Origin of the sequence: Granulicatella seriolae (genome assembly GCF_024543085.1) — a bacterium.
GTDB lineage: Bacteria > Bacillota > Bacilli > Lactobacillales > Aerococcaceae > Granulicatella > Granulicatella seriolae.
Genome location: NZ_JANHNZ010000003.1, coordinates 203456 through 225194 on the forward strand (window position 1 = coordinate 203456; position 21739 = coordinate 225194).

The window sequence follows — 21739 nt, forward strand, 5'->3', positions numbered from 1 at the left end:
GTGGTTAAAACATAATACACACATAGGAAAGAAATAATGGCGAAAAGGAGGAGACCATGAAACAAATCATAGCAGTTGTTGATTTGGAGACAACAGGACCAAAATTTGAAGACGGTGATCGTATCATTCAATTTGGTTGCTGTTTAATTGAGAATCAACAAATCATTGGGGAGTATTCATTTGATATCAATCCTGGTCGTCCAATTCCTACTGCCATTCAAAAATTAACCGGTATTACCAATAAACAGGTGTCCATTGCCCCATATTTTGAGGAAGTAGCAGAATTAATTTATTCCATTCTAGATGGTACGGTTTTTGTTGCTCATAACCTAGGCTTCGATTATAGTTTTCTAGTAAAATCATTTGAAGAATTGGCGTCTATTCCATTTGAAGCAAAGGGGATTGATACGGTTCAGTTAGCACAAATTTTAATGCCTACTGCCCAAAGTTATCGCTTAAGTGACTTATCCGACTTTTTGAACCTTACCCACGATGCAATACACACTGCTGCCAGTGATGCCAAAGCAACAGCGGAACTTTTCTTGTACTTACAAGAAAAACTTTATCAACTCCCTTTAGTAACTATTGAAGCTTGTATGACTTATTCCGACTACCTAATCGGTAATACAGGAGATATGTTTTATTTAGCGCATGAAACAAGTCTAAAAAAACATCAACCGTTAGATGGAGAATTGGTCATTGTACAAGGCCTTGCCATAAAACAAAATCGTGCTTCCAATGATACTTCTAGCTTGTTTACTAGCCTTGAGACAAGTAGTCATACAAGTCTTCAAGAATTAATCTCACTAGAAAAACGCGATAATAGGGGAGAACAGCTAGAGCTAATCCTTGCAATCGACAAATTCATAAACTCGGATAAGAACATACAGTTTATTGAGGCGTCGGCCGGACTAGGCAAGACGCTCGCCTATCTTTTATCGGCAATTTCTTATTTAAGGCGACACCCTAGTGATAAAATTTGGATATCTACTTCTACGGTGCTATTGCAAGAGCAATTAATGGAAAAAGAACTTGAGCCTCTTTTAAATGAACTCGACGTTGAAATAACTTCAACTTCTATAAAAAGTCCAAGTCATTACATTTCTTTAGCAGCTATTAAAGAACAATTGGAAAAACCAAACTTTTTATTATCCCAACGAACTGCAATTTCGATGATGGGGATTCTAGTTTGGCTAACACAAACAAGTAAAGGTGATCTGGATGAACTAAATCCAGTCATTTATCATGAAGAAATTTGGAAACGAATAAATAGCCAATCTGGTGGTAAAAATGAATCCTATCAAAAAGCTTTTGCTTCTTTTGATTTTTTCCAACAGATAGAAAAAGAGATTGAGGCAAGTCAGATAGTTGTTACCAACCACGCTTATCTATGGCAATTAATACAATCCAATAATGTAGCATTGGCTAAGCCTGAAAATGAGATACTTTTAATGGATGAGTGTCATAAGATGGAGTCAGTTGTTCGTGATGGGCAAACAAAAAGTCTTTCATTACAGTCAATCACATCTATGCAAGATAAACTAGCTGAAATGCACACCAATGCCCAGTACCAGATTTTAAACTCTTTACCTAAATGGTCTTTTGAACTTAATAAAAAAATGATTGATCTGAGTAGAAACTGTCAATCATTATATGAAAGTGTAGAAGATAGAATTGAGATAGAGCTAGCTAGTAGAAAAAATCAAGACCATACTAGACAAAGCTTTACTGTTTATTCTGCACTTAATTGGGTCCAATCGATTCAATTTTCTGCTTTATCTGACATTTATGAACAAATTCTAGACCTAATTGAAACTATCTCTTCTAATAAAAAGACTTTTTATAAGTCATCCATCTATATGTGGACAAGCTTGGGTCAAAGTGAAATCAAAGAATCTTCTTATTTGGAAGCTGTATATCATGAGTTGACAAGACTGCAAAGACAAATGGAGAATTTTTTTGACTTGGAGAAAGAAGACTATGTCGCTTTGAGTCTTAATGACAGTGACCCGTTCAACTTTGTTTCTTGTAAGAAATACCCTCTTGACTGTCGAGACCAGTACCCTCAGATGTTTCAGTCTAAGTTTAAAAAAGTGGTAGCTTTGTCAGCAACCTTGCCTAAGAATTCATTTTTATGGAATTTTACTGAAGAAAATACCCTAAGATTCTCTGCTGAGGATGGTAGTCAAAAGACGACAATCTATCTGCCAGATGACTTGGTCATTGCAGATCACTCATTGAATGATGACTATATTCAATCTTTAACCCGTGCCATTTATAGTATAGAACAAAATACTAGAGGTAAAATATTGATACTTGTTCAGTCTAAAGAGCTTTTAAGTAGACTTCACCAAGAGCTAGCGGACATCTATCAATACAAACAAGTACTTCTGCTTGCTCAAGGGATTAGTGGTAGTAAACGCAGAATCCAACAACGCTTTGAGGAAAGAAGACGGGTCTTACTATTAGGATTAACTTCTTTCAGTGAAGGGTATGATGCTGGTTTAGAAGTTATGGATGCCATCATTATTACAAAGTTACCTTTTGCGAATCCTAACTCCATTCTTGAACAATCCTTTATCGATTACTATGCCAAAGAAAAAAGAATTTATTTCTTTGACCACGCATTGCAACAAATGATGCTGAGACTTAAACAGGGGATTGGTAGAATTACTAGAGGGAAAAAGGCCCAACGAACTATCTGGATTTTAGATTCTCGTAGTACCAAACGCATGTATTCTAATGTATTGAAGAAAGAATTATTAAAAATGGGCACCATTTATAGTGATCAATTGGTCAATTGTATTGCTGATTTTACTAGAAACAATGGTAAAAAGTGATAATAAATAAAAAAGTGCTGATTTTTTAGTCTTCTTCACTTATAATGTAGAAGTATAGATTAGAAGACTATGAGAGTAAGGAGAAAAAGATGCAACGAAAAACATTATTCATAATAACCATCAGTCTACTATCGATTATTTTTATTGCTGCTAGAATTTTCTATACAAGCCAACAATCCTTAGTAACCGCTAAAGACCAAGCTATTGAAATGATAAAAGACAAGGTCCAGTTTAAGTCTATTTCTGACTTTTATTGGTACAACACGGATAAAACATATTATTCATTAGCTGGAGTTGATCAAAACGACCAAGCAATTTATGCCATTGTATCGCCAGAAACAAAAGAACTTGTTACCTTAGTACAAGATCAAGTCGTTAATGAAGAAGATGCCAGATCAATTACTGTACAAGATAAGGCACCTTTGAAAGTTTTGTCTGCAAGATTAGGAATGATAGGGGAGGAACCTGTTTGGGAAGTCAATTATCAAATGACTTCAAAAGCAATGGGTTATTACTACATTTCTGCAAAGACCGGCAAATGGATTAAAGATATTGAAAATATATAGGATGGAGTGATTATATGGTAGAAATTTCTAAACGTATTCAACAAATGGCCCCTTCTGGTACTGTCGAAATGTCCCAAAAAGTCAGAGAAATGCAAAGTCAAGGGAGAGATGTCATCAGTCTATCTGTGGGGGAACCAGACTTTGCGACGCCCTTAGCTGTGAAAGAAGCTGCTGTAGCGGCTATTCGAGAGGATAAAGCCAATCACTATACTGCAGCAACGGGGATTGTTCCTCTAAAGAAAGCAATTATTGACTTTCATAACAGAAAAGATGGTTTGGACTATGAACTGAATCAAGTCGCTGTTTTTTCTGGAGCTAAATTCACCTTATATACGGCTTTTCAAACCCTTCTTGATCCAGGAGATGAGGTCTTAATTCCTGCCCCTTACTGGGTAAGTTATACGGAACAAATTAAGTTAGCACAGGGAACCCCTGTTATTGTTGAAACCAACTATGAGGATAACTTCAAGGTAACAGTTCAACAATTAGAAGCTCAACGGACAGATAAGACTAAAATTCTACTGTTAACATCACCGTCTAATCCAACCGGTACATTTTATACTCGTGATGAGTTAACCACTTTAGGTCAATGGGCTGTGGATAATGATTTATTAATTATTTCAGATGAGATTTATTATGAGCTAATGTATGATAACCACCATTCTGTATCTATCGCTTCTATTTCACCAGAAGTTCAAGCTCATACTTTAATAGTTAATGGCTTATCTAAATCGTCGGCTATGACCGGTTGGCGGGTAGGCTATGCCTTAGGAGATGCAGGATTGATTAAGGCTATGGCTGATTTGACAACTCATACAACTGGGAACCTTGCTTCCGTCAGTCAATATGCTGCCATTGCTGCTTTAAGTAGTGATAATGATGCAGCTAAAGAAGAAATGCGTCAAAAATTTGAAGACCGGTTAGAATTATTCTATCCATTAATTTCAGAGATTCCTGGGTTTAAATGCCATAAAGCTGGCGCAACTTTCTATTTATTTGTTGATGTCACTGAAGCCGCAAAACGTTGTGGGTATGACTCTGTTAGAGATTTTTGTATGGCAATCCTTGAAGAAGCAGAGGTAGCACTTGTTTCAGGTGATGATTTTGGTGCGCCGGACTACCTACGTTTTAGCTTTGCCACCAGTGATGACTTATTGGTAGAATCAGCTAGAAGAATAAAAACATTTGTTGAATCTAAGTGGAAATAATATAAGAAGACAGTGAGGGAATATAATTGACACAAATTACTATGCGACAAGCTAAAGACTATGTCGGGCAAACCGTAGAAATCGGAGCTTGGGTGACCAATAAGCGCTCAAGTGGAAAGATTGCATTCTTGCAATTACGTGATGGAGATGCTTATTTTCAAGGAGTTGTTCTAAAGAATGATGTGCCAAGTGAAGTTTTTGAGCTTGCAAAATCATTACTACAAGAGTCATCGGTAAAAGTAACAGGAGTAGTACAAGAAGACTCTAGAAGTAAATTAGGCTATGAACTATTGGTTTCAGATATTGAGTTGATTGGTGACAGCCAAGAATATCCAATCACACCTAAGGAACACGGCGTAGAATTCTTAATGGATCATCGTCATCTTTGGTTACGTTCTTCTAAGCAACATGCAGTAATGACGATTCGTAACGAAATTATTCGTGCGACATATGAATTCTTCAATAAAGAAGGATTTATTAAGGTAGACCCACCAATTCTGACTGGTTCAGCTCCAGAAGGAACTACTGAGTTATTCCACACCAAATATTTTGATCGTGAAGCTTATCTTTCTCAAAGTGGGCAACTATACATGGAAGCGGCAGCTATGGCGTTTGGAAAAGTCTTTTCATTTGGCCCTACCTTCAGAGCAGAAAAATCTAAAACAAGACGTCACTTGATTGAGTTCTGGATGATTGAACCTGAGATGGCATTTATGCATCAAGAACAATCTTTAGAAGTTCAAGAACAGTATGTGGCTTTCTTAGTTAGAAGCGTCCTGGACAACTGCCAAGTAGCTTTACACACTCTAGAAAGAGATACTGCTATTTTAGAAAAGTATACCCAATTGCCTTTCCCACGTATTTCGTACGATCAAGCCATCGAATTGTTGAATGCTAATGGTTTTGATGACATTACTTGGGGAGAAGATTTTGGTTCGCCACATGAAACCTTTATTGCTAATCAATATGATCAACCTGTCTTCATTATGAATTATCCAAAAGAAATTAAACCTTTCTACATGAAAGTCAATGAAGAGCGCGATGATTTAGTAGAATGTGCTGATTTGATTGCTCCAGAGGGCTATGGTGAGATTATTGGTGGTTCTGAACGGGAAGTGGACTATGAAGTTCTTGAAGCGAATGTTAAAGCTTTTGGGCTAGATCCCGAAGAATTACAGTGGTACTTAGATTTAAGAAAATATGGATCAGTTCCTCACGCAGGCTTTGGCCTAGGTTTAGAAAGAACTGTAACTTGGATTTGTGGAACGGAGCATATTAGAGAGTCTATTCCATTTCCACGTTTATTAAATCGTATTTATCCGTAATGTTAATAAAAACTGGGTAAAATCTCTTTTACTAAGTGTATTGGAGTCCCCAGTCCCTCTATCGAAAAACAGAAGGGTGACACCGCCGTGAGACTTGGTCTCACGGCGGTGCTGTCTACTTGGCTGTAATTGGCTAAAGCCGAAACTGTCACTATGCTGAACACCGATATTTTCGATAGAGGGGCGGGAGACTTTTTTGTGTTTAGAAGATAATAATCAAATTAGCTAGCAACCCATTATTTAGTTTCATAAATTTTAAGGGTTTGTTTTTATGGGTAAAGCTCTAAAATATGATACACTACTAACAGAAGCTACTTGAAAGGAGAGAGGCTAATTGAATTCTGAATATATTATCAAATGGTTAAGTGAAGGCCAAGTGTCTATTCCAAGGCATTTAATGAGGCATTACCGCACCATTGGCTTAAATGCTGATGAGGTTCTATTTATTGCACAACTCTTAAGTATAGGGCCTATTGACCAACTTTTGATTGATGCTGAACAGCTTTCCTTAAACTTAAATGTGACGATCGATACCATTTTCATGTGGATTGATACTTTGGTTCGAAAAAAATGTTTATCTATCAATCAAGTTACCAATCAACAAGGAAAAAAAGAAGACCGCTATTCTTTACTGCCCATGTTCCAAGAGTTGGAGTTAATCTTTCAAAGGGAAGAGGCAAAAGAGGAAAGAGCTGAAAATCAAAATATCTTGGCTATTATTGAGCAGGAATTTGGACGCTCCTTAAGTGCTTATGAACTTCAAACCGTAGCAAGTTGGTTGGACCAAGATAAGTATTCTTTTGAGCTAATTCAAGCTGCCTTAAAAGAAGCCGTATTAAGTCAAGTCTTTAACTTGAATTACATGGATAAGATCTTATTGACTTGGCAACGCAAAGAAATAAAAACGCTGCAACAGGTTCTAGCGGACAAACAGGACTACCGCAAAGGAACAATTCACGCACCAGAATTATCCAAACCATCTATTCATGTTCCCATTGAAAAATGGAATTAACTCTGACGTGAAAGGAAAAGGGAAGTGAATAATTTGTTATCCAAAGCTAAAACGTTAGAAGCAATAGAAATCATGGGGCAGATGTTTCCTGATGCTCGTTGTGAATTAAACCATCGTAACCCATTTGAGTTACTTATTGCTACGATATTGAGTGCCCAAACGACTGATGTTTCTGTCAATAAAGTAACACCTCGCTTGTTTCAGTTATACCCAAACCCAGTTTTACTTTCACAGGTCTCTATTGAAGATGTCATTGACTGTATTCGAACACTTGGCCTCTATAAAAATAAGGCAAAAAATATTATTCTTTGCGCCCAACAACTGGTGGCCAATTTTAACGGACAGGTACCTCAAACCCATAAAGACTTAGAATCACTTTCAGGTGTGGGTAGAAAGACGGCTAATGTTGTCCTAAGCGTTGCTTTCGGCGTACCTGCTATTGCTGTTGATACACACGTAGAAAGAGTGTCTAAACGGCTCAGGATTGCTAAAGAAAGTGATTCTGTTAAAGAGGTCGAGGAAACTCTTATGAAAAAAATTCCTAAGAAATTATGGTCGGCAGCCCACCATAGAATGATTTTCTTTGGTAGATATCACTGCACCTCAAGAGCACCAAAATGCCAATCTTGTCCCTTGCTTTACTTATGTCAAGATGGACAAAATCGACTTGGTCTGTCGAAGAAGAAATAAGTTATCTTGAAAAAAGATTCTAAGACAACTAGTGTTATTTCTTAAGTAAGAGGTACGTTTCTAAGGGAAACCGTGGTGATGTCCTTTAGATGAGAGTAAGAACTATTTGCTGACTGTGAAACGACGAGATAGAAAGTGGGTACGACATGAACAAAGGAATGATAATCAGATTATTGCTTGTAGTAGGCTTTGCCTTTGTCGGCTGGTGGTTATTAACATCAGACAACCATTTTACCTTACCCAAAGCCTTTGACAAGGTAAAAGTTGTAACTGCCAACTATACGTTACCGCCCGAATATGCTAAGGAAACAAAAAAAGTGTATACGTCAGAAAAAGACTTGATGCAATTTCGAGAAACGTTTCAACAATTAAAGATAGAAAAAGTAGCGACTCAAACATTGACAGGTGGAGAAACAACCAACATTAGTTTTTATCAAGGAAACAAACAGGTAAAAAGTTTTAAATTTTATAGCGATAGACTTATTGAAAGAGATACAGCATATCAATTTAATGCTAAAACGCTATATGATTTTTTAAATCAGTTAACATAAGCAGATATTGGGCAAAAAGTGTATGAAGATTAGAGCCTATTCCTAACTCACAAAAGAGTTTCCGAGAAAAGTATCAGAATTCAAAACGGTGGCACCAACGTGAGCCTCTGGATCTCACGACGTAGTTGACTACGTGTCTGTAGTTCGGCTAAAGCCAAAACAGCTACTGTATGTATACCTATGTTTTACACCATTATTTCTGATATATTTTTTCGAAAACTCTTTTATTTTATTAGTTGGAAGAATTTTTATCTAGACACTTTTTATTTTGCATAGGCATATAAAACAGCCACTTGAAATTATGATTGTAATACATAATTTCAAGTGACTGTTTTTATTTTTGAACTTTCTTTGCTGGTCTTTTTTTCCTTTGATTAATCATCAGATGATGAACTTTCAGCCGGTGGAGTTTGTTGTGTACTGCTTGATTCAGCTGAAGAACTGGAACTTGCTTGCGAGCTTGATTGTGCACCACTAGAACTTGAGTTAGCACTACTTGAAGAAGAGGAGCTTGATGAAGAAGATTCAGGATTGTTCAGTGGAACTGTAATCGATACTGGTGAAGAGCTATTTCTACCTACAGAAACAGTTAAGCTTACAACAATATCTTTGCCGGTAACATTACTAAAGGTAGCACTTGTCCCATTTGAAATGGTTTGACTATCATTCCCAGCTGTAACCGTATAGGATGGAGTGCCAGAACTTGTGCTATAAGCGTTCCATTTCACACTTAATTGTTTCTTAGTCTTATCATAAGTTGCAGTTAAACCGCTTGGTGGGTCGATTTCGATACCATAGGCAGTAGATTGTGTTGATGGAACCGTCCCAGAAACAAACAACTCATTAGAGATAGCAGAACTTGGTGTTCTTGGCCCAGGAAGACTTAGTGGGTTGGAGCCAATTTCGATAGGGGAGCTGACAACAGAACTTGGTTGTACCCAATCTGCATTGTCCACAAACTTAGTTGCATAAAGCATGAGATTATAATAAATCAGCTTAGCATAAGTTTGCTCATTGGTACCAACTCCATGGTCCGGTTCGTATGGATTGTCATAGCCAACCCATACAGCAACAGAATAGTCCGTGGTGTAGCCAGCAAACCATGAGTCAGGAATAACATTTTGTCCTGTGGCACCCATAGCCGCTTTTTGAGCATCAGTGTAGTTGGATGAACCAGTTTTACCAGCCTGTGGAACACCTGAAATAGGAATATTCGTAGCAAAGCCATTTGTAAATGAATCCTTTAAGATGTCTGTAATCATATAGGCAGTGGAATCTTTCATAGCTTGATTTTGTTGTGGTTTAAAGTCAAAGACTTGTCCGTCACGAGTTGTAATCTTAGTAATAGTGTAAGGAGTAGAATAGACACCATTGTTAGAAAATGCCGCATAAGCTGCTGCTAGTTTCAGTGGAGTTACATTGGCTCCAATAGAATTACTCTCAACCAAGTATTCTTTACCCTCATTGGTTACAGTAATACCCAATTTCTTTAAAAATGCAGTAATATTGTCATTTCCAACTGCTTTAAATACTTCTAACGCTGTGGTGTTTCGAGACAGGTATAGGGCTTTACGTAAGGTCATAGCACCCATATAGGAGTTGTCCCAGTTGTTTAAGATATTGCCATCTGAGAAGGTGGTTGGTTGGTCGACTAAGGTCTGACCTGTAGAATAATCAAGATACTCAATTGCTGGACCGTAATCAATAAGCGGCTTGATGGTTGAACCTGTGCTTCTTTCCAATTGGGTTGCACGATTGTAGCCTAGTAAAACAGTTTGATTCCGTCCACCATTAATGGCACGAACGGCACCAGTTTTAGCATCAACCATAGCAACGGCGCTTTGGATATTATCACTATAAAAATCTATATATTCTTTGGTATTGACAATATTGTATAGTTCTTTTTGCGCGCCAGAATCGACAGTCGTTTCGATGGTAAGACCATCATTATAGATATCCAACCCGGTTTTTTCTTTAACTTCATCGACTAACAATGAGATGAATGAGTCATAGATTAAACTATTATCTGATTGAGTAGTCGCGCTGTGGTCAACTAAACCATCAGAAATCGGGGTGTTTTGCGCTTGTGTCATTTGTTCTTGTGTTATTTTTTTATTATCTTCCATAACGGTTAAGACCAAATCTCTTCGTTTTTTGGCCTCTTCAGGATGTACATAAGGATCATAACCACTTGGTGATTGCGGCATTCCAGCTAATAAAGCGATTTGTGCTAAGGAAAGGTCCGTTAAATCCTTGCCGAAATAGTAGTGACTTGCGGTTTGGAAGCCGTATACATTGTTTGCCATATATACCTTATTGAGATAGTAAGTTAGGATTTGTTCTTTGCTGTACTCACGTTCAATCTTTAAGGCTAAAATAGCTTCTTGTGCTTTACGTTTATAGGTTTGGTCTTCTTCTTTCGTTGAGAACACAGATAACTTAATCAATTGCTGAGTAATAGTAGAACCACCTTGAGTGATACCACCTGCCTTTAAGTTACTGATGAACGAACCAACAATCCGAATAGGGTCAATTCCAATGTGTGTGTAAAAACGTTGGTCTTCAATAGATGTAACTGCATCTTTTAAGACTTGTGGAATCTGCTCTGCAGTAGCTTCTTCACGGTTCTCGCCACCAATTTCTGTGATCAACTGTTGGTCTTTATCATAAATCTTTGTTTCTATTGCACCTTGCAAATCACTTGCTGAAATAGGAGGTGTTGATAGGGCATAGTAGGTAAATAAACCTGCACCAGCTATGAAAAGTGCACCGATGACTCCTAGAACGATTAAAAGGACTCTTTTCAGAAGACTTTTCTTTTTAGGCGAAGATTGCTTGTTCTTGTTTTGCTTTTGAGCTTTCCGGGTGTTAGCCCTTGAAGCTGGTTGATTTGTTGACATAATCTCACTCCTTGATAATCTGTTGCTGATCAATTACTTGGTCAACGACAGGAATATAATCCAATATAGATTGGATTGTAACCTGAATACTATATCCGAACTTTTGAATGTAACTTAAAGGCAAAGATGTTTTTCCTTTGTTAGTCTCAATATAGCTGATCAGATAGGACGACTCTAGCAAATAAAATTCATTCAGGCTAGAAAAATATAGAATAACAAAAACAATACCTTTTTGCTGCAAGCAGCATTTCATGTGCTCAAGCTGATGGTCATGAATATTTTTTAATGGAAAAGAAGTTTTATTCTTGGTTTCTTTTGCTTCGAAATCAATGTATTGTCCCCGATAGACACCATTATAATCCGTTGTAGAGGCATTTTTATAATAGGCTTCTGTAATCACAGCAGCACTTCTTTTAGGATAATGCACTGTAACAACTTGAATAGGGGTTGGTTTTTTATGAATGACAGCCACTTTTTTGCTTAAGTAATAGTCATTGCTTTGATTGATTAAGTTTTCCAAGAACATTCCTCTAGAGGCATAACCAGTCTTTTGATTTTTTGTAATACTTACATTTGCCGAAGAACTGACACTTCCACTTGGATACTGTATAGATCGCATGTTTTCACTCCTTTTCATGCTACATTATAACATTCTACTATTTCATTTCGATAAAATTTTGACTAATTTACCTTCAAATTGATGACTTTTTAATAGTTCCTTAAGAAACAAAGGTTGTTTTGCTTAATATTTTGTATTTTGCTTTCGAAACGTTTTACAATTACCAAGCGATGTTGTAAAATATGAAGGTATGCAAATCATCTAATGGATTGTAAATGACTATATTTGGAGGAAAACACATGACTGCAACATTTGAAAAAGTTGGCACTAATGATGGTGTCTTAACATTTGAAATTTCAGAAGAATCAAAAAAAGCTGGTTTAGATCACGCTTTTAATCGTGTTAAAAAAAATCTTAACGTACCTGGTTTCCGTAAAGGGAAAGTAAGTCGTCAAGTTTTTGAAAGAATGTACGGAGAAGCTGCTTTGTATGAAGATGCTTTAAACTTCCTATTACCAGATGCTTATGATAATGCTGTTGAAGAAACTGGTATTTTCCCTGTATCACAACCAAAGATTGATATTGAATCTTTAGAAAAAGGACAACCATGGGTAATTAAAGCCAACGTTGTTTTAAAACCTGAAGTAAAATTAGGTGACTATAAAGGTCTAACTGTTGAAAAACAAGACCGTACAGTTTCAGATGAAGATGTTGAAGCACGTTTAGTTCAAGAGCAAGAAAAAGCTGCTGAACTAGTTGTGAAAGAAACAGCTGCTGAAAATGGTGATACAGTTGTTATTGACTATGAAGGATTCTTAGGTGATACTCCTTTTGAAGGCGGAAAAGGCGAAAACCATTCATTAGAATTGGGTTCTGGTTCATTTATTCCTGGCTTTGAAGAACAATTGGTTGGAAAAAAAGAAGGCGAAAACGTTGATGTAACTGTAACCTTCCCTGAAGAATACCATTCTGAAGACTTAAAAGGGCAAGAAGCTGTCTTTAAAGTAACTGTTCATGAAGTTAAATCTAAAGAATTACCTGAATTAAACGATGAATTCGCTAAAGATATTGACGATGAAGTAGAGACTTTAGAAGAATTAAAAGCTAAATTCCGTAAAAACTTAGAAAAAGTAAAAAATGAAGCTGCTGATGAAGCGAAAAATGATGCTGCCCTACGTTTAGCAGTAGAAAACGCTGAGATCGTTGATCTTCCACACGAAATGGTTCACGATGAAGTACATCGTCAGATGGAACACTACCTAAATGACATGCGTCGTCAAGGAATTTCTCCAGAAATGTACTACCAAATCACTGGAACAACCGAACAAGACTTGCATAAAATGATGGAAGCAGACGCTGACATCCGTACTAAAACAAACCTAGTCTTAGAACAAATCGTTAAAGACGAAGCGATTGAAGCAACTACTGAAGAAATTGAAGCTGAAATTAAAACGTTAGCTGAGCAATATAACATGGATGTTGAAAAAGTACGCGGAGCAGTTTCAGAAGATATGCTAAAAAATGATATCGCAATGAAAAAAGCTTTAGCATTGATTACTGACTCAGCAGTAGAAGCGTAAAAAAACAGAGCGAGAGATTGGGCGTTTAGGTGTGAAAGAAGATTTTCTAATTTCACAAAACCGGCTAACTTAAGCTAATTAAAACTATCAATAACACAACACGGACATTCTTAAGTGATTGTTCGTGTTTTTATTAGCTGCCTAAATGGCTATCAGAGTGCTTTTCTTGTTCATTTGAACAAGGTATGCTACTCTTAAATTAAGAATAGATAGGAGGTATCTTTTTTGTATAAAGATGAAGCAAAACAGGTCAACTGCTCATTTTGTGGAAAGTCACAAAATCAGGTAAAAAAAATAATTGCAGGACCTGACGTGTATATTTGTAATGAATGTGTTGACTTATGTAAAGAAATTATTGATGAAGAGCTACTATCCTCACGTTTTGAGGGGGAACTACTTGTACCTAAACCACAAGAAATTCGTAGTATTTTAGATCAGTATGTTATTGGACAAGAGAGTGCCAAAAAAGCCTTAGCGGTTGCTGTTTATAACCATTACAAACGAATCAACCATTTGGTAGTGGCTAGTGAGGATGAAGTTGAGCTACAAAAGAGTAATATCTGTTTAATTGGCCCAACTGGTTCAGGAAAAACGTTTTTAGCACAATCCTTAGCACGGATATTGAATGTACCCTTTGCCATTGCTGATGCGACCAGTTTAACCGAAGCAGGCTATGTGGGTGAAGACGTGGAGAATATCCTGTTGAAGTTGCTACAAGCAACAGATTATGATGTAGAACGTGCCCAAAAAGGGATTATTTATATCGATGAAATCGATAAAATTGCTCGTAAAAGTGAAAATGTCTCCATTACTCGTGATGTTAGTGGAGAAGGGGTACAACAAGCCTTGCTAAAAATATTGGAAGGCACAATTGCCTCTGTGCCACCTCAAGGGGGACGTAAACACCCTCATCAAGAGCTAATCCAGATTGATACATCAAATATTCTCTTTATCGTTGGTGGTGCCTTTGATGGGATTGAAACCATCGTTAAGGAACGTTTAGGCGCTAAAGTAATTGGATTTGGAACTAGCAAAATGGGCTTAGATGAGAAAGCTAGCCTCATGCAAGCGATTATCCCAGAAGATTTACTAAAATTTGGTTTGATTCCTGAATTCATTGGAAGATTACCAGTTATGGCATCTTTAGAAAAATTAACGAAAGAAGACTTGGTTCGAATCTTGACGGAACCAAAAAATGCTTTGGTTAAACAATACCAAAAACTTTTCGCTTTAGATGATGTTGAATTAGTATTTGAGAACGAGGCATTAGATGCAATTGCTGAAAAAGCTATGGCAAGAAATACCGGTGCACGTGGCTTACGTTCCATCATTGAATCCGTTATGTTGGATATCATGTTCGATATACCTAGCCGTGATGAAATCACTAAGGTAGTTGTCAACAGACAGATTGTCGAAGGCACTGGAACGCCCGACCTTTACAACCAAGAAGAACGACTAATTTCATAAGAGTGTAAAATAACTATCAAGTCCTTAATTGTCTAATTGATACGAGGCTTGGTAGTTTTTTGCTTGAATCTTGTACAAGATAGCTCAGATCAACATCCTTTGTGATAAACGATAAACAATTTTTAACATTAGATGGAGACTCTCTTTCTAGTCTAATATTCGTTTTAAATCTCTAGCTAGCTAAAAAAGTAGCTAGTTAAGAGAGAAGTCCTATGTAAAATTACTGTAAATGACTATCAATAAAAGGGCGACAATGATAAACTAAACAAGTACAAAATATGGTGTTAGAGGAGTTATCGATTCTATGGGAGTTTTTAAACAACTATTCCAATTTAATTACACACGAGAAGAAAAGGCATGGATTGCACAAGACTGGGCAAATTCGGTTTATTCATTAATGATTACCACAGCAATTTTTCCATTATTTTATAAAACAGTCGCACATAATGCCGGTATCAGTGATGCCAACTCAACCGCTTATTTAGGCTATGCCAATTCAATTGCAACAATTGTTGTTTCTATCATGGCACCAATTTTAGGGGCTATTGCTGACTATAAAGGCATGCGCACACCAATGTTTACGATTGGAACGATGATGGGAATCATCTCTGTCTGGGCGATGATGTTTGTTGGAGGAGACCAATGGTTACTCTTATTAATCTTCTATGCTTTGTCTGCCATTGGGTTTGCAGCATCCAATATTTTTTACGATAGTTCAATTATGGATGTGACAACCTACAAACGAATGGACCAAGTTTCTTCGGCAGGTTATGGTTTCGGCTACATCGGAAGCTGCATTCCCTTTATCATTTTTATGATTATCATGCTGTTTAGTGGTCTGGATTCGGATTTAATTGTTAAAATCGGATTTTTCATTGCTGGTTTATGGTGGTTTGCTTTTACCATTCCCTATTGGAAGATTGTTAAGCAAAAAACTTTCCTAGAGCCAAAGGAAAATGTGGTTGTCGAAAGTTTTAAACGTTTAGCAACCACTGTGAAAAAAATCAGTGAACACCGTCAAGTATTTTTGTTCTTACTAGCTTACTTCTTTTACATTGACGGAGTAGGGACCATCATTAAAATGGCTACCGCAGTAGGTTCAGATGTTGGTATTAGTGATAATGGCTTAATTATTATTTTGTTAATTGTACAAGTAGTTGCTTTTCCTTTTAGTATTTTATATGGCAACTTATCAAAACGCTTTGGTGCTAAAAATATGTTATTCGTTGGTATCGCGACCTACATTACCATTTGTTTAATGGCTTTGAACTTAAAAACTTTCAATGACTTCTTAATTTTAGCTATTTGTATCGGTACAGCACAAGGAGGCATTCAGTCTCTCAGCCGTTCTATTTTCGGGCAAATCATACCAGCCAACCAATCCAATGAGTTCTTTGGATTTTATAATATTTTCGGTAAATTTTCATCCGTACTAGGTACAACCTTACTAGGAATCATTGCACAACAAACCGGTCGCTCATTAAATGGCGTATTTTCTTTAATTGTGCTTTTCCTTATCGGTGGTGTATTATTATTCTTTGTAAAATTAACCCCACATACCCAAGAGGAGGAATAAACTATGGACGTTAACAAAGCAGAGATTGTTATAAGTGCAGTAAACCCTAAGCAATACCCAACAACTTTTTTACCCGAAATTGCCTTATCAGGTCGGTCCAATGTTGGGAAATCTTCCTTCATCAATCGATTAATTAATCGTAAAGCACTAGCACGGACTTCTAGTAAACCTGGTAAAACACAAACCTTAAACTTTTATTTAATCAACGACCTTTTTTATTTTGTCGATGTTCCAGGCTATGGCTATGCCAAGGTGTCTAAAACCGAACGTCACAAATGGGGGCTCATGATAGAAGAGTACTTAACTAGTAGAAAAGCCATCCGGTTGGTCTTAATCTTAGTGGACTTCAGACACGAACCAAGTCAAGAAGATATTAGGATGAAGGAATTTCTAGAATTTTATGGTATTCCTTATAAGATCGTCATGACAAAGGCGGACAAAATTCCAAGAGGCAAATGGAACAAGCATCTAAGTGTTATTCGAAATGCATTTGGCAAGCCACCAGAAGACTTATTCTTAATCTTTTCTTCGGAAACTGGTCAAGGAAAAGAACAAGCTTGGTCTTGGATAGAAGAAGCCATGGAAAACTTTCCAAATTAAATGATAATGTTGAATCAAGTAAATATATATTTTGCGTATGATACTTGAGCTAGAGATTCTTTGTGTTTTATCTTCATACTTGGCAGTTCTGGTGTAGGGAAGTCGACAATAGTTAATGCCTTAACCCATGGTGAAAAGAAACTAATAGGAGAAACTCGTAAAGATAGAAAAAGAAAGCATATCACTACACCTATAGTAGTCATAGATAAAATACAATAATTTACCAAAACAAAGAATATTTTTGATAAATACCACGGATAAGCAGACAAGCCAATTTCTTGTAATGTCTGCTTATCCGTGGTATTATATATGCTGTATCGTTAGGTTTACTATAGACTTTCAATAGAATAAGAAGGAGGAGTGAGGAAGATTGTCAAATGGAATACCAAATGAAATCGTCGCTCAAATTCAGTCTGAAGTCAATGTTGTTGATATCGTAAACCAATATGTTCAACTAAAAAAACGAGGAAAAAATTATTTTGGCTTTTGCCCATTTCATGATGAACGAACTCCTTCATTTTCAGTAAGTGAGGACAAGCAATTATTTTATTGCTTTAGTTGTGGACGTGGTGGAAGTGTTTTTTCGTTTATTAGCGAAGTAGAAGGTTTATCTTTTACAGAATCTGTCGCAAAAGTTGTTGAAATGGCCGATTTACCCTTTGAAATTTCCAGTCAATCGAGTGGTGAACGCCAAGAAATTACTAAACATCACAATTTGTATTTAGCTCATCAAGAGGCAGAAGGTCTTTACAAGCATGTTTTACTTCATACTCGCGGTGGGGAAACTGCTTTGAATTATCTCTTGGATAGGGGCTATAGCCAAGAAACCATCGAGACCTTTGCTCTAGGATTCTCACCTCAAAATCGAACAACCTTAGTTTCTGTTTTAAAACCTCTAAACTTAACTGAGGAGGAACTAAATAGTACGGGGTTATTTGTTCAAAATGAAGAGACTTTCGAATTTATTGACCGCTTCTATCAAAGAATTATGATTCCTCTTAGAGACGCCAATGGTAAGGTAGTCGGTTTTTCTGGTAGAATATTACCTGCCATCGAAGATTCTCTAGTAGACCAACATCAAGCCAAGTATTTAAATAGTCCAGAATCACCACTATTTAACAAACGAAACTTTTTGTTTAACTTTGATTTGGCTAGACCTGAAATTAGACGCCAATCGAAAGTCATTTTATTCGAAGGTTACATGGATGTTATTGCAGCTTATCAAGCGGGTGTAACTAATGGCGTGGCTTCAATGGGAACAAGTTTGACTCAGGAACAAATTCGGATTTTGAATCGTGCCAGTGACCAAATTGTGATTGCCTATGACGGAGACCGTGCTGGACAAGAGGCAACGAAACGAGCGATTGAGATTATTCAAGAATACTCAACCATGTCTATCGCTATTTTACCTTTAGAAGATGGTATGGACCCAGATGAATTTATTAAAAAATTTGGCGCCACTGCCTTTAAGGAGAGAATTGAGCACCAGGTGGAGACAGTTTTTCAGTTTAAGAAACGGTTCTTAAGAGGACAGTATCGTCTTGAAATTGAAAAAGAGCGTGTTGAATATGTTGAACAATTGATTCAAGAAATCGCACAAATCAAATCTATCGTAGAACAAGATATAGTGATTGGGGAGTTGACCAAAGAGTTTGCTGTATCTAATGAAACGATTCGGATGCAAATCGGTCAGTATCTAGCCAAACACAAGTCAAAACCAAAACAGGTGGACTTGGTCAATCGAATAGAGCCAAAAGAAAGCTTCATCAATAAGGGACAGTCCCTTTTAGAACCATCTCAAAAGCACCTATTGTATCGGCTTATCCATTCTCCTCAAGCTTGGACTTATCTGTTTGCAGCACAAGAGGATTTTTATTTCCCAGAAGAGGATTACCAACAAATTTATTTCCTATTGCAACATTTCCGTAATCAGCAGGGGGTAGATTTTCAATACCATGATTTTCTTAACCAGTTGACAGATCAAACGAGTATACAAATTGTTACGTCTTTAGAATGGTTGGATATCAGTGAGGAATGTAGTAAACGAGAAATTGAAGATTTAGTCTTCTTTTTATCAGTAAAGGTTCAATTGAAAGAAAAAGATAGATTATTGACCCAAAATATCAAATTAGCCCAAGAACGTGGAGATTTTCCATTAATGCAACAGTTAATGATAGAAAAAATTGGGGTTCAAAGACAGTTAAAACAACGAATTGGAAGCAATTCATAGACTTTAAATTATAGGGGGCATTTGAATGGCAAACATTAAAAATGAAAAAGGTCAAACCTTAAAAGACGCAACCAATGCATTGCTTGCAGAACGTAAATTATTTGGACAAATCTTATATGATGACCTTACAAACCAGATTGCAGTTCCGTTTGAGTTGGATGCAGAAGGGATGGACAAATTAATCGGCAAGTTCGAAGATGCCGGTGTGAGTGTTGTAGATGCTGATGGCGGCCCAACTAAACAACAATTAAAAGGTGAAGCAAACGATAAAGGTGAAACCGAAGAAAAAGTTGATGATACTTCTGTTCCGTCTAATGTAAAAATCAATGATTCCGTACGTATGTACCTAAAAGAAATCGGACGTGTGCCACTGTTGAGTGCCGACGAAGAAATTGCTATCGCTTTGCGTATTCAAGAAGGCGACCTTGAGGCTAAACAAGAACTAGCAGAAGCTAACTTACGTTTAGTGGTGTCTATTGCCAAACGATATGTTGGCCGTGGAATGCAATTCTTGGATCTGATTCAAGAAGGTAATATGGGCTTAATGAAAGCTGTGGAAAAATTTGACCATACTAAAGGGTTTAAGTTTTCAACCTATGCTACTTGGTGGATTCGTCAAGCTATCACTCGTGCTATTGCCGACCAAGCGCGTACTATCCGTATTCCAGTTCATATGGTAGAAACCATTAACAAACTAGTCCGTGTTCAAAGACAACTACTTCAAGACTTAGGACGCGAACCTACGCCAGAAGAAATCGGAGCAGAAATGGACCTTCCAACTGAAAAAGTTCGTGAAATCTTAAAAATTGCTCAAGAACCAGTTTCTCTTGAAACCCCAATTGGTGAAGAGGATGATTCTCACTTAGGAGATTTCATCGAAGACGACAATGCGACTAGCCCTGCTGACCACACAGCTTATGCATTGTTAAAAGAGCAGTTGGATGAAGTGTTGGAGCAATTAACAGACCGTGAAGAAAATGTTCTTCGTTTGCGTTTCGGCTTGGATAAAAATGGCGAGATTAGAACTTTAGAACAAGTTGGACAAGTATTTGGAGTAACACGTGAACGGATTCGTCAGATTGAAGCTAAAGCCTTACGTAAATTACGCCACCCAAGTCGCTCTAAACAATTAAAAGATTTTCTAGATTAAGACTTGTATTTACTACAGAGATCGCTAGTGGTCTCTGTAGTTTTTTTGTTTTTATGGTAATGGATGCTCCAGATATATTTGTCAGACATGAAAACGGTGGTACCGGGTATTATGCTCTTAGCTGCCTACGTGGCTGCGGATCGATTAAAATAGAAACAGCAACTGTACGTCAGCTATGGTTAACACCGTCATGCCTGACAGATTTATCTGGAGCTTCTTTTTTAGGTAATTTAATTTTTTTACTAATTCTAACACTTTAAAGTAAAGTATTTTTCTCTAAAGATGATATGATAAGATTGTAATAATTACTATAAAGTGAAAAGAGGAGTTATCATGTTAAAATCAATTGAGGTATATTTGGTAACAGATGGAAATGGTGAAGAGGCTGTAGAATTTTACAGGGATGCTTTAGGGGCTGAATTAGTATACATGACCAAGTGGGGAGAGCATGTTCCTGATTGTCCTCCTGAACGAGCAAACTTAGTCTTAAATGCACAGCTTTCGGTTAATGGTATTCGATTAATGATTTCAGATGAAAATCCAGATTTTGAATACACGGCTGGGTCTAATATGACAGCGGCACTAATTACTGATGCCGCTGAAACGGCTCATGAATTGTACAAAAAACTATCAGTAAATGCTAAAAGTATTCTGATGGAGATGCAAGAAACCTTTTGGAGTCCAGCCTATGCAGGCTTAACTGATCAATTTGGAATGAACTGGCAGATTTCTGCTGAAGTAGAAGGGTTTGTTCCAACAGTAGAATAACTCTAAGGAATAAAAGACTTCTGCTGATTGCCATCAGTATATCTATTTTTACGGTTTATACTCAAAAAATATAAATTGAGGTGTGGCTATGAAGATTAGAAAAATGACTATAGAAGATTATGCTGCGGTCTATGAATTATGGATGTCATGTGTTGGTATGGGCTTGAATAATCTGGATGATTCAGAAGAAGGGATCAACAAGTTTCTTGAAAGAAATCCTGAAACTTGTTTTGTTGCAGAAGATAATAATCAAATTATTGGTGTGATTATCGTAGGTAATGATGGAAGAAGAGGTTATATATATCATACAGCTGTTAGACCTGAATTTAGAAAACAGGGAATAGCTCATCAATTGGTTGAGTCGGCTTTGGAAGCATTGAAACAGTGCGGGATTAATAAAGTTGCATTAGTCGTTTTTGATAAAAATCAGGATGGAAATTTATTTTGGGAAAAATTAGGATTTACACAAAGAGATGATTTAATCTATCGAAACAAAACGATTGTAGAAATGATAAGAATTGACACATAAGTTTTGGTGCGTTCTTTCAATGCAATTCTTCTAACGTAACGTTTGCCTCTTTAAATTATGCTTTTTACGTAGGAAAGGGCTGGGCAAAAAGTCCAGAATGACTAATTTTTATTTTTAAAGCACAAAAGAGTTTTGCGAAAACCTTATCAGAAATGAAAACGATGGCACCGCCGTGAGCCAAGGTCTCA

General features: G+C 36.9%; 18 protein-coding genes. 16 read left to right on the top strand and 2 right to left on the bottom strand.

What is annotated here, in order from left to right:
- The first annotated feature begins 56 nt into the window (after positions 1–56).
- From NPA36_RS04915 to NPA36_RS04945, 7 genes are all read left to right on the top strand, one after another.
- The gene (locus tag NPA36_RS04915) at positions 57–2840 is read left to right on the top strand and encodes an exonuclease domain-containing protein (RefSeq protein WP_256944994.1); all 2784 of its coding nucleotides are present in this window, start codon (positions 57–59) and stop codon (positions 2838–2840) included.
- 89 nt (positions 2841–2929) lie between these two features.
- Positions 2930–3406, top strand: coding sequence for a cell wall elongation regulator TseB-like domain-containing protein (locus tag NPA36_RS04920; protein ID WP_256944995.1), 477 nt, complete (start codon positions 2930–2932; stop codon positions 3404–3406).
- A 14-nt stretch (positions 3407–3420) separates the two neighbouring features.
- Positions 3421–4614, top strand: a complete 1194-nt coding sequence (locus NPA36_RS04925; RefSeq protein WP_256944996.1) for a pyridoxal phosphate-dependent aminotransferase — start codon at positions 3421–3423, stop codon at positions 4612–4614.
- Between the two features lie 41 nt (positions 4615–4655).
- The gene (gene asnS, locus NPA36_RS04930; RefSeq protein ID WP_407932782.1) at positions 4656–5939 is read left to right on the top strand and encodes an asparagine--tRNA ligase; all 1284 of its coding nucleotides are present in this window, start codon (positions 4656–4658) and stop codon (positions 5937–5939) included.
- A 334-nt stretch (positions 5940–6273) separates the two neighbouring features.
- On the top strand, positions 6274–6951 hold the full coding sequence (locus NPA36_RS04935; RefSeq protein ID WP_256944998.1) for a DnaD domain-containing protein: 678 nt from the start codon (positions 6274–6276) through the stop codon (positions 6949–6951).
- Between the two features lie 33 nt (positions 6952–6984).
- The gene (nth, locus tag NPA36_RS04940) at positions 6985–7641 is read left to right on the top strand and encodes an endonuclease III (RefSeq protein ID WP_256945052.1); all 657 of its coding nucleotides are present in this window, start codon (positions 6985–6987) and stop codon (positions 7639–7641) included.
- A gap of 146 nt (positions 7642–7787) precedes the next feature.
- Positions 7788–8192 (top strand): hypothetical protein, encoded by a 405-nt coding sequence (locus NPA36_RS04945; protein WP_256944999.1) that lies wholly within the window; start codon positions 7788–7790, stop codon positions 8190–8192.
- A 374-nt stretch (positions 8193–8566) separates the two neighbouring features.
- Here the strand turns inward: NPA36_RS04945 and NPA36_RS04950 are convergent, their stop codons facing one another.
- Both NPA36_RS04950 and recU read right to left on the bottom strand, forming a co-directional pair.
- Entirely contained in the window at positions 8567–11092 is a 2526-nt protein-coding gene (locus tag NPA36_RS04950) for a transglycosylase domain-containing protein (protein WP_256945000.1), read from the bottom strand.
- Between the two features lie 4 nt (positions 11093–11096).
- A complete protein-coding gene (gene recU, locus NPA36_RS04955; RefSeq protein ID WP_256945001.1) occupies positions 11097–11711 on the bottom strand; it encodes a Holliday junction resolvase RecU in 615 nt (204 codons plus the stop codon).
- Between the two features lie 239 nt (positions 11712–11950).
- On the opposite strand from recU, the gene tig reads away from it, so the two are divergent.
- The 9 genes from tig to NPA36_RS04995 all read left to right on the top strand — a co-directional run bounded on the left by tig (position 11951) and on the right by NPA36_RS04995 (position 21551).
- On the top strand, positions 11951–13231 hold the full coding sequence (gene tig / locus NPA36_RS04960; RefSeq protein ID WP_256945002.1) for a trigger factor: 1281 nt from the start codon (positions 11951–11953) through the stop codon (positions 13229–13231).
- A gap of 225 nt (positions 13232–13456) precedes the next feature.
- Positions 13457–14698: an ATP-dependent Clp protease ATP-binding subunit ClpX gene (gene clpX, locus NPA36_RS04965; RefSeq protein ID WP_256945003.1), complete on the top strand. Its 1242-nt coding sequence runs from the start codon at positions 13457–13459 to the stop codon at positions 14696–14698.
- Positions 14699–15002: 304 nt separating this feature from the next.
- Positions 15003–16274 carry an MFS transporter gene (locus tag NPA36_RS04970; RefSeq protein ID WP_256945004.1) on the top strand — a complete coding sequence of 424 codons (1272 nt, stop codon included), beginning with the start codon at positions 15003–15005 and terminating at the stop codon, positions 16272–16274.
- 3 nt (positions 16275–16277) lie between these two features.
- The gene (gene yihA, locus NPA36_RS04975) at positions 16278–16874 is read left to right on the top strand and encodes a ribosome biogenesis GTP-binding protein YihA/YsxC (protein ID WP_256945005.1); all 597 of its coding nucleotides are present in this window, start codon (positions 16278–16280) and stop codon (positions 16872–16874) included.
- A 60-nt stretch (positions 16875–16934) separates the two neighbouring features.
- Positions 16935–17093, top strand: coding sequence for a GTPase RsgA (rsgA, locus tag NPA36_RS10260; protein WP_407932779.1), 159 nt, complete (start codon positions 16935–16937; stop codon positions 17091–17093).
- Between the two features lie 151 nt (positions 17094–17244).
- On the top strand, positions 17245–19104 hold the full coding sequence (gene dnaG, locus NPA36_RS04980) for a DNA primase (RefSeq protein ID WP_256945006.1): 1860 nt from the start codon (positions 17245–17247) through the stop codon (positions 19102–19104).
- Between the two features lie 25 nt (positions 19105–19129).
- The gene (gene rpoD / locus NPA36_RS04985; protein WP_256945007.1) at positions 19130–20254 is read left to right on the top strand and encodes an RNA polymerase sigma factor RpoD; all 1125 of its coding nucleotides are present in this window, start codon (positions 19130–19132) and stop codon (positions 20252–20254) included.
- Positions 20255–20587: 333 nt separating this feature from the next.
- Complete coding sequence (locus NPA36_RS04990) at positions 20588–21022, top strand: VOC family protein (protein ID WP_256945008.1); 435 nt, start codon at positions 20588–20590, stop codon at positions 21020–21022.
- Between the two features lie 88 nt (positions 21023–21110).
- Positions 21111–21551, top strand: coding sequence for a GNAT family N-acetyltransferase (locus tag NPA36_RS04995; protein ID WP_256945009.1), 441 nt, complete (start codon positions 21111–21113; stop codon positions 21549–21551).
- Positions 21552–21739: the final 188 nt, after the last annotated feature.

What these genes read in the sequence shown, in the direction of transcription:
- asnS (WP_407932782.1), top strand. Translation starts at nt 4,656, where the DNA reads ATGCGACAAGCTAAAGACTATGTCGGGCAAACCGTAGAAATCGGAGCT.
- NPA36_RS04915 (WP_256944994.1), top strand. Translation starts at nt 57, where the DNA reads ATGAAACAAATCATAGCAGTTGTTGATTTGGAGACAACAGGACCAAAA.
- NPA36_RS04995 (WP_256945009.1), top strand. Translation starts at nt 21,111, where the DNA reads ATGAAGATTAGAAAAATGACTATAGAAGATTATGCTGCGGTCTATGAA.
- NPA36_RS04970 (WP_256945004.1), top strand. Translation starts at nt 15,003, where the DNA reads ATGGGAGTTTTTAAACAACTATTCCAATTTAATTACACACGAGAAGAA.
- NPA36_RS04920 (WP_256944995.1), top strand. Translation starts at nt 2,930, where the DNA reads ATGCAACGAAAAACATTATTCATAATAACCATCAGTCTACTATCGATT.
- NPA36_RS04945 (WP_256944999.1), top strand. Translation starts at nt 7,788, where the DNA reads ATGAACAAAGGAATGATAATCAGATTATTGCTTGTAGTAGGCTTTGCC.
- yihA (WP_256945005.1), top strand. Translation starts at nt 16,278, where the DNA reads ATGGACGTTAACAAAGCAGAGATTGTTATAAGTGCAGTAAACCCTAAG.
- NPA36_RS04990 (WP_256945008.1), top strand. Translation starts at nt 20,588, where the DNA reads ATGTTAAAATCAATTGAGGTATATTTGGTAACAGATGGAAATGGTGAA.
- tig (WP_256945002.1), top strand. Translation starts at nt 11,951, where the DNA reads ATGACTGCAACATTTGAAAAAGTTGGCACTAATGATGGTGTCTTAACA.
- recU (WP_256945001.1), bottom strand. Translation starts at nt 11,711, where the DNA reads ATGCGATCTATACAGTATCCAAGTGGAAGTGTCAGTTCTTCGGCAAAT.
- NPA36_RS04925 (WP_256944996.1), top strand. Translation starts at nt 3,421, where the DNA reads ATGGTAGAAATTTCTAAACGTATTCAACAAATGGCCCCTTCTGGTACT.
- NPA36_RS04950 (WP_256945000.1), bottom strand. Translation starts at nt 11,092, where the DNA reads ATGTCAACAAATCAACCAGCTTCAAGGGCTAACACCCGGAAAGCTCAA.
- rpoD (WP_256945007.1), top strand. Translation starts at nt 19,130, where the DNA reads ATGGCAAACATTAAAAATGAAAAAGGTCAAACCTTAAAAGACGCAACC.